15 protein-coding genes and 1 riboswitch are annotated in these 13,368 nt (G+C 69.9%); of the genes, 9 read left to right on the top strand and 6 right to left on the bottom strand.

From position 1 onward, the window contains the following. From STRIP9103_RS05260 to STRIP9103_RS05240, 5 genes are all read right to left on the bottom strand, one after another. On the bottom strand, window positions 1-469 hold a 469-nt coding region (locus STRIP9103_RS05260; RefSeq protein WP_048819733.1), incomplete at its 3' end, for a C40 family peptidase. Between the two features lie 3 nt (window positions 470-472). Further along, window positions 473-643, bottom strand: a riboswitch (cyclic di-AMP (ydaO/yuaA leader). Window positions 644-1,155: 512 nt separating this feature from the next. Continuing rightward, window positions 1,156-1,473: a hypothetical protein gene (locus STRIP9103_RS05255; protein ID WP_009299671.1), complete on the bottom strand. Its 318-nt coding sequence runs from the start codon at window positions 1,471-1,473 to the stop codon at window positions 1,156-1,158. Between the two features lie 7 nt (window positions 1,474-1,480). Then, entirely contained in the window at window positions 1,481-2,122 is a 642-nt protein-coding gene (locus STRIP9103_RS05250; RefSeq protein ID WP_009299663.1) for an ATP-dependent Clp protease proteolytic subunit, read from the bottom strand. A gap of 304 nt (window positions 2,123-2,426) precedes the next feature. Then, window positions 2,427-4,100, bottom strand: a complete 1,674-nt coding sequence (locus STRIP9103_RS05245; protein WP_063747267.1) for an IS1182 family transposase — start codon at window positions 4,098-4,100, stop codon at window positions 2,427-2,429. Window positions 4,101-4,237: 137 nt separating this feature from the next. Next, window positions 4,238-4,633, bottom strand: coding sequence for a twin-arginine translocation signal domain-containing protein (locus tag STRIP9103_RS05240; RefSeq protein ID WP_048819732.1), 396 nt, complete (start codon window positions 4,631-4,633; stop codon window positions 4,238-4,240). Window positions 4,634-4,773: 140 nt separating this feature from the next. Here STRIP9103_RS05240 and STRIP9103_RS05235 point away from each other — a divergent pair, with 140 nt between their 5' ends. Then, on the top strand, window positions 4,774-5,052 hold the full coding sequence (locus STRIP9103_RS05235; protein WP_009299673.1) for a type II toxin-antitoxin system Phd/YefM family antitoxin: 279 nt from the start codon (window positions 4,774-4,776) through the stop codon (window positions 5,050-5,052). 51 nt (window positions 5,053-5,103) lie between these two features. On the opposite strand, the gene STRIP9103_RS05230 is transcribed toward STRIP9103_RS05235, so the two are convergent. Then, window positions 5,104-5,721 (bottom strand): TetR/AcrR family transcriptional regulator, encoded by a 618-nt coding sequence (locus tag STRIP9103_RS05230; protein WP_009299658.1) that lies wholly within the window; start codon window positions 5,719-5,721, stop codon window positions 5,104-5,106. A gap of 129 nt (window positions 5,722-5,850) precedes the next feature. Here STRIP9103_RS05230 and STRIP9103_RS05225 point away from each other — a divergent pair, with 129 nt between their 5' ends. From STRIP9103_RS05225 to STRIP9103_RS05190, 8 genes are all read left to right on the top strand, one after another. Next, a complete protein-coding gene (locus STRIP9103_RS05225) occupies window positions 5,851-6,786 on the top strand; it encodes an alpha/beta fold hydrolase (protein ID WP_100243854.1) in 936 nt (311 codons plus the stop codon). Window positions 6,787-6,897: 111 nt separating this feature from the next. Beyond that, window positions 6,898-7,200 carry an urease subunit gamma gene (locus STRIP9103_RS05220; RefSeq protein WP_048819736.1) on the top strand — a complete coding sequence of 101 codons (303 nt, stop codon included), beginning with the start codon at window positions 6,898-6,900 and terminating at the stop codon, window positions 7,198-7,200. Between the two features lie 11 nt (window positions 7,201-7,211). Next, window positions 7,212-7,523, top strand: a complete 312-nt coding sequence (locus STRIP9103_RS05215; RefSeq protein WP_009299662.1) for an urease subunit beta — start codon at window positions 7,212-7,214, stop codon at window positions 7,521-7,523. Continuing rightward, window positions 7,516-9,237, top strand: a complete 1,722-nt coding sequence (locus tag STRIP9103_RS05210) for an urease subunit alpha (RefSeq protein WP_009299656.1) — start codon at window positions 7,516-7,518, stop codon at window positions 9,235-9,237. Before STRIP9103_RS05215 ends, STRIP9103_RS05210 begins: the two co-directional genes overlap by 8 nt. Window positions 9,238-9,417: 180 nt before the next feature. Then, window positions 9,418-10,092, top strand: coding sequence for an urease accessory protein UreF (locus STRIP9103_RS05205; protein WP_048819735.1), 675 nt, complete (start codon window positions 9,418-9,420; stop codon window positions 10,090-10,092). A gap of 58 nt (window positions 10,093-10,150) precedes the next feature. After that, window positions 10,151-10,834, top strand: a complete 684-nt coding sequence (gene ureG, locus STRIP9103_RS05200; RefSeq protein ID WP_009299675.1) for an urease accessory protein UreG — start codon at window positions 10,151-10,153, stop codon at window positions 10,832-10,834. Then, window positions 10,831-11,592: an urease accessory protein UreD gene (locus STRIP9103_RS05195; protein WP_048819734.1), complete on the top strand. Its 762-nt coding sequence runs from the start codon at window positions 10,831-10,833 to the stop codon at window positions 11,590-11,592. The genes ureG and STRIP9103_RS05195 overlap by 4 nt, the downstream gene beginning before the upstream one ends. 152 nt (window positions 11,593-11,744) lie before the next feature. Further along, complete coding sequence (locus STRIP9103_RS05190; RefSeq protein WP_009299654.1) at window positions 11,745-13,334, top strand: alpha/beta hydrolase; 1,590 nt, start codon at window positions 11,745-11,747, stop codon at window positions 13,332-13,334. Window positions 13,335-13,368 lie beyond the last annotated feature (34 nt).

Here is a 13,368-nt window from a genome sequence, read left to right as displayed (position 1 = left end):
GGACTCGGCCGTACCAGACGCTCTTCGTCCAGATCTTCTGGAGCCGGACGACGTCACCGGTCTTCGGCGAGTGCCAGATCTTTCCCTTCCCCGCGTAGATACCGACGTGGTAGACGCTCGAGCCCGAGTGGAAGAAGACGAGGTCTCCGAGCTTGCGGTTGCTCGCGGAGATGTGCTTCGTCTTGTTGTACTGCTGCTGGGCCGTCCGGGGCAGCTTCTTGCCCGCCTTCTTGAACGAGTAGAGCGTCAGCCCCGAGCAGTCGAACCTGCTGGGACCCGTGGCGCCCCACCGGTAGGGCGAGCCCTTCTTGGAAGCCGCGACCTTGAGTGCCTTCGACGCCACGGTGGCGGCCTCGGCGTCGGATGCGACGCCCGGGACCACGATGCTGCCGCCCACGGCGGCGATGGTCAGAGCCGAGGCCGTACCGGCCCGGGTCAACAGCGACGGGACACGATTGAGCGCAGTCATGCGCAACCCTTCGTCAGCCGCCTGTGAAGGATGACCTGTCGGATTCGGGCTGGCGAAGTTGCCCGGCCGCGGATGCGGCTTCACCCCAAGGGCTGCTCGGCACGGTCATGGCTTGACCGCTCCGGCGACCCGTCGTGCTTGGGTCCTCCACTCCTGCCGGTGCACTTCTGTCGACCGGTCATCCGGACGGCGGCAGGACTCGGCGTCCGCCCGGATCGCCCCGCCGCTGTGGCGGGGGCTTGTCGTCAGGAAGGGATCTTGACGTACGGAAGTCCGAAAATCCCAACGGAATCAGTGATTTGTGGCGTTACTCACCACTTGCATATTCGGATGCGCGGGGCGATTTCGCCAGAGATGTCCACCCGATCGAGGAGCCTCGCGCCACCACCGGAATACCGCATTCCGGCCCGGAAGCAGGCATGTCGCACAACTCCACGGGGCCTGGAGCGAGATGAGCGAGTGCGTCGTCGCGCCGATGCCCTCCCTCTGCTCCCGGCCCGGGCCGGACGCCACTCAGTACGGCGCGCGACCCGGACTCCGTTCAGACCGGCCACCCGGGTCGCACGCGCCACCCATGCCGGTCGGTCTTCTGTCCTGGGGGGCGATTGGGGGTATTTGTGGGCACTTGGGGGCGGACAGGGACAATCGGGTGGCGGCCGAGGGCCGACTGGGGGTGGCCGGGGCGGTCAACTCTCCGTTGTCTCCGCCGTGGGCGGCAGTGCGACCCGCGCGGCGCGCCGTTCGCCGTCGAGGACCCGTAGCGCCCGCGCGAGGGTGGGGGCGTGCACCTCGTTCTCCCCCCGCCTGTGCATCAGTTCGAGCGCGTTGCGCAGGGCGGTCGCCTTGCCGACGAGCGCCTGCGCCGCCCGCAGTCCGCGATAGATGTCGCCGGGGCGGGCCGGATTGATCCGGCCCAGCAGGTCGACCACGTCCAGATAACGGTCGATCAATTCCGCCTCGGCGCGCGTGAGAGCGGGCAACGGCGGCAACTCGGGTGGGAGCATCGGCCGCTCACCTCGCGCCGGGGGGCGTACGCGAGGCCTTGCGGCTCGGTATCACTCGATCGGCCAGGCCGTACTCCACCGCCGCCCGGGCGTCGAGGATCTTGTCCCGCTCGATGTCGGCGTTGATCCGCTCCGGGCTCTGCCCTGTGTGCCGTACGAGCATCTCCTCCAGCTTCCGCCGGTTGCGCATCAACTCCTCCGCCTGGATCACCAGATCGCTGGTCTGCCCCTGCATCGGCTCGCTGAACGCCGGCTGATGGATCATCACGCGCGCTCCCGGCAGGACGTATCGCTTGCCAGGCGTCCCCGCCGCCAACAACACGGCGGCGGACGACCCCGCCTGCCCCAGGCAGATGGTCTCCACATCGCAGGTGACGAACCGGATCGTGTCGTACAGCGCCGTCATCGCGCTGAACGAGCCGCCGGGCGAGTTGATGTAGAGGGAGATGTCCCGGTCCGGGGCCTGGTACTCGAGGTGCATGAACTGCGCCATCACATCGTTCGCCGAGGTGTCGTCGATCTGTGTCCCGAGGAACACGATCCGCTCCTCCAGCAGCTTCGAGTACGGATCCATCGTCCGGTTGCCCGCGCTCGTGCGTTCGGTGAACTCGGGCAGCACATGGCGGGCTGATGGTCGGTTCGCGGGCATTGCGCGGGCCTCCTCAGATCAACTTCTGTACAGAATGTACAGGACGTACGAGAGGGGTCGGGAGGGGGGACGCTGAGAGCGAACGGGGAGGGGAACACTCGGAGCGGGTGGGGAGGGGTGCGCCGGAGTGGATGGAGAGGGGTGCGCCGGAGCGAAACGGCGTTCTCGGAGTGGCTGAACCAACTGATGTGCGACGTACGGGCGATCGGCATGAGACGTGAGCGCCCCCCACGCGACGTGGAGCGACCGGCATGCGACGGCGCCCCGGACCGGGATGGGATGCTGTTGGTTTATTCGGGGCCTACTACTTCGCCTCGTCGATTGTTTGGTCGGCGGGGCGAAGTGCTGCGAAGTGGCTGGTGCGGGTGCGGGCTCGTGGTCTACCGGCGAGGTGGGCGTCGATGCGGGCGAGGTTGATCGCCGCGCCGGTGAGCTGGTGCTGGAGGCTGGTCTTCACCAGACCCCGGTAGCGGGATCGGCGCAGTCCGCAGCTTTGAACAGCCTGGGCGATGGTGCCCTCGACCCCAGCCCGGACCTTGTAGCGTCCCTTCCATTCATCGCTCGTCTGCTCGGCTCTGGCCGCCTGGAGCGCGTGGTGTTCGTCGTGGTGACGTAGCCGCAGCGAGCGACGTGTGCCGTTGGGCGAGTTGATGCATGCCTTCCGCAACGAGCACGGGCGGCAGTCGAGTACGGAGAACTGCACTTCGAGCACGGGCTGCCCGCGCTGGGAAAGCCTCTCGCCCCAGCGGATGCTGGTCTTGCCGCCGGGACAGGCAGCCTTCCCGTTCTCCCAGTCGATGGTGAAGGCGTCCTGACCGAAGCCACTGTTCGCACCGGCCTGGGCACTGCTGTCGGCCTGGAGAGGGCCGTGCAGCGCGATGCCGTGGTCGCGCTTTGCGCTGACCAGGGCCGCGCCGGTGGGATAGCCGGCATCGACCCAGTGCTCGCCGGGTACGCAGTCACGCGAGGCGAGTTGGTTGTGGATCGTCTCGGCCATCGACCGGTCCTGGACGGTGGCCACCGTCGTGGCGACGTTCGTGATCAGGTTCGGGGTGTCCGGCTCACAGGTCTCGGTGAGGTGGACCTTGTAACCGTCCCGCATCGTGTCGCGTTTGACACTGCCACGCGCGTCGGTGTCATACGGGGTGACCAGGCGCAACGCGCCCGGCGGGCGGTCTTTTGGGCTCCGCCGCCTCACCTCGCCCTCCACCTGGTGGAAGTGCTGGACCCACACCTTCCGCAGGGTTTCCACCTCCGCGAGCCGGCGCAGAGCCTCGGGGGCGCCGGACGCGAAGACAGCCGTCAGCAGGTGTGTTCCGTCCCGGCCGATCCGCGTCCCCACCTCGTCCCGCTTCGCGCGGCCGGTGGGGAACCGGCTGTCCTCGGCCCTGGTCGCGTAGTGCCGGAACCAGTCGGGCTCGGCGGCACCGGCCAGCCAGTCCGGTGCCGCCTGCGCCAGCGCGTTCAACGCCGACCGCAAGGTCTCCGCCACCATCTCCAGCCAGCACAGCTCACGCGCCGTCGACAACACATGCGTGGAGTCCGTGCGGGCCCGCCCCGCCCTCTTGAGCAGCCCTTTCTCCCGGGCCGCGGCCAGGACGCCGTCCAGCACCCGCCGCCCGCCGTCCACCCGAGCCAGCCGGTCCCGAAACTCCGACAGCACCGAAAAATCGAAGCCCGGACCGTCCAGCTCAAGCCCGAGCGCGTACTTGACATCGATCCGTGCCCGCACCGCCTCCGCCGCCTGCCGGTCGGTCAGCCCCTCGACGAACTGCAATACCGACACCAGTGCCAGCCCGGCGGGTGACCAGGCAGGACGCCCCCGGGCGGGGAAGAGGTCCGCGAACTCCTCATCCGTGAACATCGGCCCCAACTCGTCCCGCAGCCGCATGGCCAGGCTCCCCTTCGGGAACGCGGCCCGCGCCACCCGCACCGTCTCCGCCGGGATCTCCCCAGACCCCTTCGGCTGCATCGACATCCGCACCCACCCCATACGACAACGTCGGCCTTCAAGACCACAACCAGGTCTCGAAGGCCGACGTCACGCACGGCCCCGAATAAACCAACAGCATCCCGGGATGGTCCGGGGCGCCGTGGTGTGCGGGCCGGGCGGGGTCAGTTGATGGCCACGGGGGCCGGTCTGCCCGAGAAGGTGATCGGCGGCCAGCCCTTCGAGACCGCGAACTCGGAAAGGGCGTTCGCGATCTCGGCGGGGGTGACGTTGTTCTCCGCCGGTGCCGTGTCGCCGTTTATCGAGGAGATCTCCACGGTGAAGCCGATCTTGAGGTAGTAGTAGGCGTCCTCCTCCGGCACGCTCAGGCCGGAGTTACCGGAGAACTCGGTGCCGGGCGGGAACTCCACGGCCGCCGTGTCGCTCGCGGCGGCCGTGCTCGCACTCGTGTCCGCCGTCGCTGTCTCGGCCGCCTGTGCGGTCCCGCTCGACGCGAGCACCGCCCCCGCTGCCGCCGTCCCCGAGTACCCGAGCAGCGAACGCCTGGAAAGGCTGGACATGCGTCCCCCTCTGTGTTCGGTTGTCATGAACGCCTCCTGCGGGAGGCTGTGTCAGATCGTACGAACGATGCGTTCGCCGCGGACCAGAATGGGATCTTCCGCTCGGGGAGCGGCGCGGCACCCGGTCTAAGCTGGACTGCATGGCCTACGAGATTCCGGTGACGCAAGCCAGGGCTGAGCTCGCCGATCTGATCAACCGGGTGGTCTACGGCGGCGAACGCGTCGTCGTGACGCGGCACGGAAAGCCCCTCGTCGCCCTGGTCTCGGCCGCCGACCTGGAGCAGCTCGAAGCGCTCCAGGAGCCCGCCGAGGAGCCGGTCGTCAGCGCGGTCTCCGGCGTCCGCGAGGTCGCGTCGGCCCCGCGCGAGCAGCAGCGGTTCGGGATCACGGCGGAGCACCGGGGGAGCGGGGCGTCGTAGCCGTAGCCGTAACCGTGTAGTCGTAGGGGTGACCCGGTCGGTTCCGGAGCGCTAGGCGCCGCTCGCAGGGGCGTGGAACAGCCGGTCGAGCTGATACTCCAGTACCGCCGCGGCGGACTCCGGGCCGCGCTGGCCGACCAGGACGCCGGTGCCGAGTCCCGCGGACATGGCGAGCAGACCGATCGCCTCCCGTCGCGCGTCCAGGGCGGGGTCGAGCAGACCCGTCTCCTGCGCCCGCCGGAGGAGGTCGGTCACGGCGTCCTCGGCGGCGTCGGGGTTCCTGATGAAGGGCTGGGCGGCGAGAGCCGGGTCGTTCACCGACAGGACGGCGTACGAGGTGTACAGAAGGTGGAACGTACGGCTCTCCTCGTCGGTCGGCAGGGCCGCCAGCAGCAGCGCCTCGATCGTCGCGCGCGGGCCCGGGTCGTCCCCGGCGGCCCGGACGCGGGCAGTCACACGCTCCCCGAATCTCTCCGCCAGCCGCTCCAGTCCGAAGAGCAGCAGCTTCTCCTTCGTCTCGAAGTAGTACTGCACCAGCCGCAGTGACACCCCGGCCTCCGCTGCCACGTCGCGCATCCCCACGGCATGCAGCCCGCGTCGCCCGGCGACCCGTACGAGCGCCTCGGCGATCTCGGTGCGCCGTTCGGTGTGATCCACGCGCTTGGGCATACGCCGGTCCTCCGCTTCTCGTTCCCGCTGGTACGGCCCTGGGGAGTGTCTTGCCGGGTCCTTTGATGATACAGCCGTACCAATATCGTGGTACGTTCGTATCACGAAACTGAGCTCCCGGAGGTGGCCGTGTCCGAGACCACTGCCCGCACCACCCAGGCCGACGTCGGCCGTTACGTGAGCGACGCCCGGCGCGACCGCTACTTCGAGGCCTGCGACGTGGTCTACGCCTTGGGGGCGACCGCGATCGAGGAACGGGACGTGGAGACCTCCTTCGGCCTCACCCACGTGTACCGCTACGGCCCCGCCGCCCCGGAGGCCCGGTCCCGCACACCCGTCGTACTGATCCACGGAGCGGGCTCCTGCTCGGCCATGTGGTACCCGAACACACCCGACCTCAGCGCCGAGCGCCCCGTCTACGCCCTCGACACGCCCGGCGACCCCGGCCGCAGCGTCCAGTACGCCCCCATTCACCAGCCCGAACACGCCGCCCAGTGGCTGGACGAGACGCTCGCCGGACTCGGCCTCGACCGCGTCCACCTCGTCGGCAGCTCCTACGGCGGCTGGCTCGTCCTGAACCAGGCGCACCGCAGGCCCGGCCGCCTCGCCTCGGTCACGCTCCTCGACCCCGGCGGCCTGGAGAAGGTGGGGCTGCGCTTCTTCGTCTGGATCTTCGTCAGCCTCTTCGCGACCTTCGCGCCCAAGGCGCTGCGCCCGCGCCTGGCGGCCTGGCTGGAACAGCCGGTCCTCGTCGTACCGGAGCTGCGCACGATGATCAGGGCGGCGGTCCGCGCCTATCGCATCCGCCGACCGGCCCCGCTGCCCCTGACCGAGGCCGAACTGTCCACCATCCGCACCCCGCTCTACCTGCTCCTCGGCAGGCGCAGCCTCCTCGTCCACCCACAGCGGCAACGGGAGCGGGTCCCGCGTCTGATACCGGGCGCCCGAGCCGAGATCATCTCCGACACCGGCCACGGGCCGCAGATCGACCACGCCGAGGAGACCAACCGCCGGATGCTGGACTTCATGGCCGGGGTCGACGCGGCTGGATCACGCGTCGGTTAACGTCGCTGAAACGCCACCCAATTAGCCTGCGGCCACGCCACCAGCGATTTCGCCGGGGGCCGCGGCAACCGGACCCCGCACGGTCCGGAGCGAGGATGTGAGGTGGACGCCGTGCAACTGACCCCGCACGAGCAGGAGAGGCTGCTGATCCATGTGGCGGCGGATGTGGCCGAGAAGCGCCGGGCCCGCGGGCTGAAGCTGAACCACCCGGAGGCCGTCGCCCTGATCACGGCGCACATCCTCGAAGGCGCGCGGGACGGTCGTACGGTGGCCGAACTCATGGCGTCCGGCCGGAAGCTGCTCACCCGGGACGACGTCATGGAGGGCATCCCCGAGATGATCCACGACGTCCAGGTCGAGGCGACCTTCCCGGACGGCACCAAGCTCGTCACCGTCCACGACCCGATCGTCTGAGAGGGGTCTCGATGATTCCCGGAGAGATCCTCTTCGACTCAGGCCCGATCGTCTACAACGAGGGCCGTGAGATCACTCGGCTGACCGTCCTCAACGCCGCCGACCGGCCCGTCCAGGTCGGCTCCCACTACCACTTCGCCGAGGCCAACCCCGGCCTGGAGTTCGACCGTGCCGCCGCGCGCGGCAAGCGGCTGAACGTCGCCGCCGGCACCGCCGTGCGCTTCGAGCCCGGGATCCCCGTCGACGTCGAACTCGTACCGCTCAGCGGCGCCCGTGTCGTGCCCGGACTGCGCGGGGAGACCGGAGGTGCCCTCGATGCCTGAGATCTCGCGTGCCGCGTACGCCGACCTGTTCGGCCCGACCACCGGTGACCGCATCCGGCTCGCCGACACCGATCTGCTCGTCGAGATCGAGGAGGACCGCTCCGGCGGGCCCGGCCTCGCCGGTGACGAGGCCGTGTTCGGCGGCGGCAAGGTCATCCGCGAATCCATGGGCCAGGCGCGTGCTACGCGCGCAGACGGCACCCCGGACACGGTCATCACCGGCGCGGTGATCATCGACCACTGGGGCATCGTCAAGGCCGACATCGGCATCCGCGACGGCCGGATCACCGGCATCGGCAAGGCGGGCAACCCCGACACCATGGACGGGGTCCATCCCCATCTGGTCATCGGCCCCGAGACGGAGATCATCGCGGGCAACGGGAGGATCGTCACCGCCGGCGCCATCGACGCGCACGTGCACTTCATCTGCCCGCAGATCGCGGACGAGGCCCTGTCGGCGGGTATCACGACGCTCGTCGGCGGCGGTACGGGCCCGGCCGAGGGCTCGAAGGCCACCACCGTCACGCCCGGTCCCTGGCACCTGGCCCGGATGCTGGAGGCCATGGAGCAGTACCCGCTCAACATCGGCTTCCTGGGGAAGGGCAACACCGTCTCGCACGAGGCGATGCTGTCCCAGATCCGGGGTGGGGCACTGGGTCTGAAGCTGCACGAGGACTGGGGTTCGACGCCGGCCGTCATCGACGCGTCCCTGACGGTCGCCGACCGGACCGGCATCCAGGTCGCCATCCACACGGACACGCTCAACGAGGCCGGGTTCGTCGGTGACACGCTCGCCGCGATCGCGGGTCGGGGCATCCACGCGTACCACACCGAGGGCGCGGGCGGCGGGCACGCGCCCGACATCATGACCGTGGTCTCGGAGCCGCACGTCCTGCCCAGCTCCACCAACCCGACCCGGCCCTACACCGTCAACACCGCCGAGGAACACCTCGACATGCTGATGGTCTGCCACCACCTCAACGCGGCGGTCCCCGAGGACCTGGCCTTCGCGGAGTCCCGCATCCGGCCGTCCACGATCGGGGCCGAGGACATCCTCCACGACCTGGGCGCCATCTCGATCATCTCCTCCGATTCCCAGGCCATGGGCCGGGTCGGCGAGGTCATCCTGCGGACCTGGCAGACGGCGCATGTGATGAAGCGGCGGCGGGGCGCGCTGCCGGGCGACGGACGCGCGGACAACCACCGCGTACGTCGATATGTCGCCAAGTACACGATCAACCCGGCGCTGGCGCAGGGCCTCGCCCGGGAGATCGGGTCCGTCGAGAGCGGCAAGCTCGCCGACCTCGTGGTGTGGGAGCCCGCGTTCTTCGGGGTCAAGCCGCAGCTCGTGATCAAGGGCGGGCAGATCGCGTACGCGCAGATGGGCGACGCCAACGCCTCCATCCCGACGCCGCAGCCGATCCTTCCCCGCCCCATGTACGGGGCGATCGGGCGGGCGCCCGCCTCCAACTCGTTCAACTTCGTGGCGCCGCTGGCCATCGAGGACGGGTTGCCGGAGCGGCTGTCGCTGGGGAAGCGGTTCGTGGCGATCGAGTCGACGCGTGGGGTCACCAAGGCCGACATGCGCGAGAACGACGCCCGACCCGAGGTGCGCGTCGACCCCGACAGCTTCGCCGTGCACATCGACGGGGAGCTGGTGGAGGCCACGCCCGCCGCCGAACTGCCCATGGCCCAGCGTTACTTCCTCTTCTGAGGCCGCCATGCGTCCAGAGAGTTCAAGGGGTGCGGGGATTCATGGGGTTCGTGATGTCCGCTGAGTCCGGCCGCGATCACGGCGTCTGCCGGGCCTACGGAGCCTGTCGGGCTCATGGAGCCCATCGGTCCTACGGCGTCTGCCGGTCCTCCGGCGTCTGCCGGTCTTCCGGGGGCCGTGATGTCTAGGGCGGCGCTTCTCATCCTGGCCGACGGTCGTTTTCCCGCCGGAGGGCATGCGCACTCCGGCGGGGCCGAGGCGGCCGTCAAGGCCGGGCGCATCAGAGGGGTGGACGGGCTGGAGGCGTTCTGCCAAGGGCGGCTGCACACCGCCGGACTGGTGTCGGCCGCCCTGGCTGCCGCCGCCGCGCTCGGCGTGGATCCGGTCGAACTGGATGCCGCCGCCGATGCCCGGACGCCGTCCCTCGCCCTGCGGGGCGCCTCGCGGAAGCTGGGGCGGCAGTTGATGCGGGCGGCTCGGGCGACCTGGCCGTCGGACGAACTCGACGCGGTGGCCCGGGAGTTCCCCAAGGGGGCGCATCAGCCGGTGGTGTTGGGGGTGACGGCGCGGGCGGCGGGACTTGGAGCGGATGACGTGGCGTACTGCGCCGCGTACGAGGGGATCAGTGGGCCGGCCGGTGCGGTGGTGCGGTTGCTGAGCCTTGATCCGTTCGAGGCGACCGGGGTGTTGGCGCGGTTGGCGCCGGAGGTGGACCGGGTGGTGGGGGCGGCGGTCGAGGCGGCGCGGGAGGCGGTCGTGGGTGGGGTGGACGCCTTGCCTGCGGCTTCCGCTCCGCTGTTGGAAGTGGGGGCGGAGGTACATGCGGGGTGGCCTGTGCGGTTGTTCGCCTCGTGAGTGTTTTTCGCCCCCGTACGACGACGATGGAAACAGCTACACACAAGGAGCCGCTCTCATGCATCTCGGCCACGGTCACTCCCACGACGGCCCCTCCGCCGTCAGCGCGGACGCGCACCGGCCCGACGGCACCCGCCGCGCCCTCCGGATAGGGCTCGGCGGACCGGTCGGGTCCGGCAAGACGGCCACTGTCGCCGCGCTGTGCCGGGCCCTGCGCGACGAGCTCTCCCTCGCCGTCGTCACCAATGACATCTACACCCGGGAGGACGCCGAGTTCCTGCTCCGCGAGGCCGTGCTGCCGCCCGAGCGGATCACCGCCGTCGAAACGGGCGCCTGCCCGCACACCGCGATCCGGGACGACATCTCCGCGAACCTCGAAGCCGTGGAGGATCTGGAGGACGAGGTCGGCCCCCTCGACCTCATTCTCGTCGAGTCCGGCGGTGACAACCTCACCGCCACCTTCTCCAAGGGGCTCGTCGACGCGCAGATCTTCGTGATCGACGTGGCCGGCGGGGACGACATCCCACGCAAGGGCGGCCCGGGAGTCACCACCGCGGACCTCCTGGTCGTCAACAAGACGGACCTCGCCCCCTACGTCGGCTCCGACCTCACGCGCATGGCGGCGGACGCCAAGGCGCAGCGGGCGGAGCTGCCGGTGGTGTTCCAGTCGCTCAGGAGCGAGGCCGGGGTCACGGAGGTCGCCGCCTGGGTCAGGGAGAAGCACGCGGCGTGGGCGGTATGACGACGGCCGGGGTCAAGGCGACCGCACGGATCGCGGCCCGCGCCGACGGGCGGGGTGGCACGGCCCTGCCGGTACTGGAGAGCGAGGGCCCGCTGGCGCTGCGCCGCACCCGGGGCAGCGGAGACGAGGCGCGGGTGATGCTGGTCGGCGCCATGAGCGGACCGCTCGGCGGTGACCGTTTCGCCGTGGAGGCGGAGGTCGGCGAAGGCGCGCGACTGCGCCTCGGGTCGGCCGCCGCGACCATCGCCCTGCCGGGGCAGAGCAAGGGCGAGGCCCGTTACGACGTACGGATCGAGGTCGCGGCCGGGGGCGAACTCCATTGGCTGCCCGAGCAGTTGATCTCCGCACAGGGAAGTGACCTGTGCGTGTCGACGTCGGTCGAACTCGCCGCCGGGGCCCGCCTGGTGTTCCGCGAGGAGCAGGTGCTCGGCCGGGTCGGGGAGGAACCCGGGCGGTTGAGCAGCCGGCTCACCCTGCGGCTGGACGGGCGTCCGCTGCTCGACCAGGAGGTGGCCTGCGGGCCGGGGGCGCCCGGCGGCTGGGACGGTCCCGCCGTGCTGGGCGGGTACCGTGCCTTGGGGCAACTCGTCGTCGTACGACCGGAATTCACTGAACGGGTGCCCGAGCCGAGGGTGTGGGGCGAGTCCGCCGCGCTCACTCCGCTCGCCGGACCGGCCGTGCTGGTCAGCGCGCTCGCGCCCGATGCGCTGCGGCTGCGGCGCGTGCTGGACAAGGCCCTTGCCGAGCTGGACGGTTGAGCCGGACTCCGATCAACAGGACACTCTGTACCGGTTATCGGATTAGTAAAGAACCCTCCGCTCCTCTGTTCTCAGATGCCTCACAGGCACGAGGATCCCCGTGACCATTCGAAACTTCGCAACGATGTACGGGGAGTTCCCTCTTGAGAGGTATGAGACCGACGAGGCGGGCGGCTGCGTTCGGTTCTGCCGGAGCGCTCGTCACGGCGACTCTGATAGCCGGCGCCGTCACCGCGCCGGCCGCCAGTGCCGCTGAGACCCGCACGGTCCAGGACCGCGAGGCCAAGGGTGTCGCCGTCGCCGCCGCGAAGGCGGCGAAGAAGGGCATCAAGTGGCAGGACTGCCCTGAGGACTGGGGGCTGGAGAAGCCCATCCAGTGCGGCTGGGTCAGTGTGCCGCTCGACTACGCCAAGCCGAACGGCAAGCAGATCAAGCTCGCCGTCGACCGTATCGGCAACACGGGTACGAAGAAGGAGCGCCAGGGCGCCCTCGTCTACAACCCGGGCGGTCCGGGCGGCTCGGGTCTGCGCTTCCCGCGCCGGGTCACCACGAAGAACCCGCTGTGGACGAACGTGTCCAAGGCGTACGACTTCGTCGGCTTCGACCCGCGCGGTGTCGGCAAGTCGGCGCCCATCTCCTGTGTCGACCCGCAGGAGTTCGTGAAGGCGCCCAAGATGGACCCGGTCCCGGACTCCGAGGCCGACAAGCTCAAGCAGCGCAAGCTCGCCGCCAGTTACGCGGCCGGCTGCAAGAAGCGCAGCGGCGCGATGCTGCCGTACATGACGACGCCGAACACCGCGCGCGACCTGGACGTCATCCGGGCCGCCCTCGGCGAGAAGAAGCTCAACTTCCTCGGCGTCTCCTACGGCACCTACATCGGCGCCGTCTACGGCACCCTCTTCCCGACGCACGTCCGCCGCATGATCGTGGACAGCGTGGTGAACCCCTCGCGCGAGAAGATCTGGTACCAGGCCAACCTGGACCAGGACGTCGCCTTCGAGGGCCGCTGGAAGGACTGGACGAAGTGGGTCGCGCAGCACGACGCGACGTACCACCTCGGCAACACCCAGGCCAAGGTGCAGGCGAACTGGCTCAAGCTGCGGGCCACCGCGAAGAAGAACCCGATCGGCGGGCTCGTCGGCCCGGCCGAGCTGATCTCCTTCTTCCAGAGCGCCCCGTACTACGACTCCGCGTGGGCGCCCACCGCCCAGGTGTGGAGCAAGTACGCCGCCGGTGACACCCAGGCGCTGGTCGACGCCGCCGCCCCGGACCTCACCGACACCGCGGGCAACGCCGCCTCCGAGAACGGCAACGCCGTCTACACCGCGGTCGAGTGCACCGACGCCAAGTGGCCCACGAGCTGGAAGAAGTGGGACCGCGACAACACCCGGCTGCACAAGAACTACCCGTTCATGACCTGGGCCAACGCCTGGATGAACCTGCCGTGCGCCACCTGGCAGTCCAAGCAGTACACGCCGGTGAACGTGACGACCAAGAAGGGTCTGCCGCCCGTCCTGATCGTCCAGTCCGAGCGTGACGCGGCCACCCCGTACGAGGGCGCCGTCGAACTGCACAAGCGGTTCAAGGGCTCCCGTCTGATCACGGAGAAGAAGGCGGGCTCGCACGGTGTGACCGGCCTGACCAACCCGTGCGTCAACCAGCGCGTGGACACCTACCTGCTGACCGGCAAGGTGGGCAAGGCCGACGTGAAGTGCGACCCGCACGCCACGCCGACGCCGTGAGTGCCCGGGCCGCACAGGCCTGAGGTGCGAGAGG

Source organism: Streptomyces ipomoeae 91-03 (genome assembly GCF_000317595.1).
Lineage (GTDB): Bacteria > Actinomycetota > Actinomycetes > Streptomycetales > Streptomycetaceae > Streptomyces > Streptomyces ipomoeae.
The sequence above is the reverse complement of the archived record's forward strand: the minus strand, read 5'-3'. Positions and strand labels throughout refer to the sequence as shown.

What these genes read in the sequence shown, in the direction of transcription:
- STRIP9103_RS05195 (WP_048819734.1), top strand. Translation starts at nt 10,831, where the DNA reads ATGACGACGGCCGGGGTCAAGGCGACCGCACGGATCGCGGCCCGCGCC.
- STRIP9103_RS05230 (WP_009299658.1), bottom strand. Translation starts at nt 5,721, where the DNA reads ATGCCCAAGCGCGTGGATCACACCGAACGGCGCACCGAGATCGCCGAG.
- STRIP9103_RS05250 (WP_009299663.1), bottom strand. Translation starts at nt 2,122, where the DNA reads ATGCCCGCGAACCGACCATCAGCCCGCCATGTGCTGCCCGAGTTCACC.
- STRIP9103_RS05210 (WP_009299656.1), top strand. Translation starts at nt 7,516, where the DNA reads ATGCCTGAGATCTCGCGTGCCGCGTACGCCGACCTGTTCGGCCCGACC.
- STRIP9103_RS05240 (WP_048819732.1), bottom strand. Translation starts at nt 4,633, where the DNA reads ATGTCCAGCCTTTCCAGGCGTTCGCTGCTCGGGTACTCGGGGACGGCG.
- STRIP9103_RS05190 (WP_009299654.1), top strand. Translation starts at nt 11,745, where the DNA reads ATGAGACCGACGAGGCGGGCGGCTGCGTTCGGTTCTGCCGGAGCGCTC.
- STRIP9103_RS05245 (WP_063747267.1), bottom strand. Translation starts at nt 4,100, where the DNA reads ATGTCGATGCAGCCGAAGGGGTCTGGGGAGATCCCGGCGGAGACGGTG.
- STRIP9103_RS05235 (WP_009299673.1), top strand. Translation starts at nt 4,774, where the DNA reads ATGGCCTACGAGATTCCGGTGACGCAAGCCAGGGCTGAGCTCGCCGAT.
- STRIP9103_RS05205 (WP_048819735.1), top strand. Translation starts at nt 9,418, where the DNA reads ATGTCTAGGGCGGCGCTTCTCATCCTGGCCGACGGTCGTTTTCCCGCC.
- ureG (WP_009299675.1), top strand. Translation starts at nt 10,151, where the DNA reads ATGCATCTCGGCCACGGTCACTCCCACGACGGCCCCTCCGCCGTCAGC.
- STRIP9103_RS05255 (WP_009299671.1), bottom strand. Translation starts at nt 1,473, where the DNA reads ATGCTCCCACCCGAGTTGCCGCCGTTGCCCGCTCTCACGCGCGCCGAG.
- STRIP9103_RS05215 (WP_009299662.1), top strand. Translation starts at nt 7,212, where the DNA reads ATGATTCCCGGAGAGATCCTCTTCGACTCAGGCCCGATCGTCTACAAC.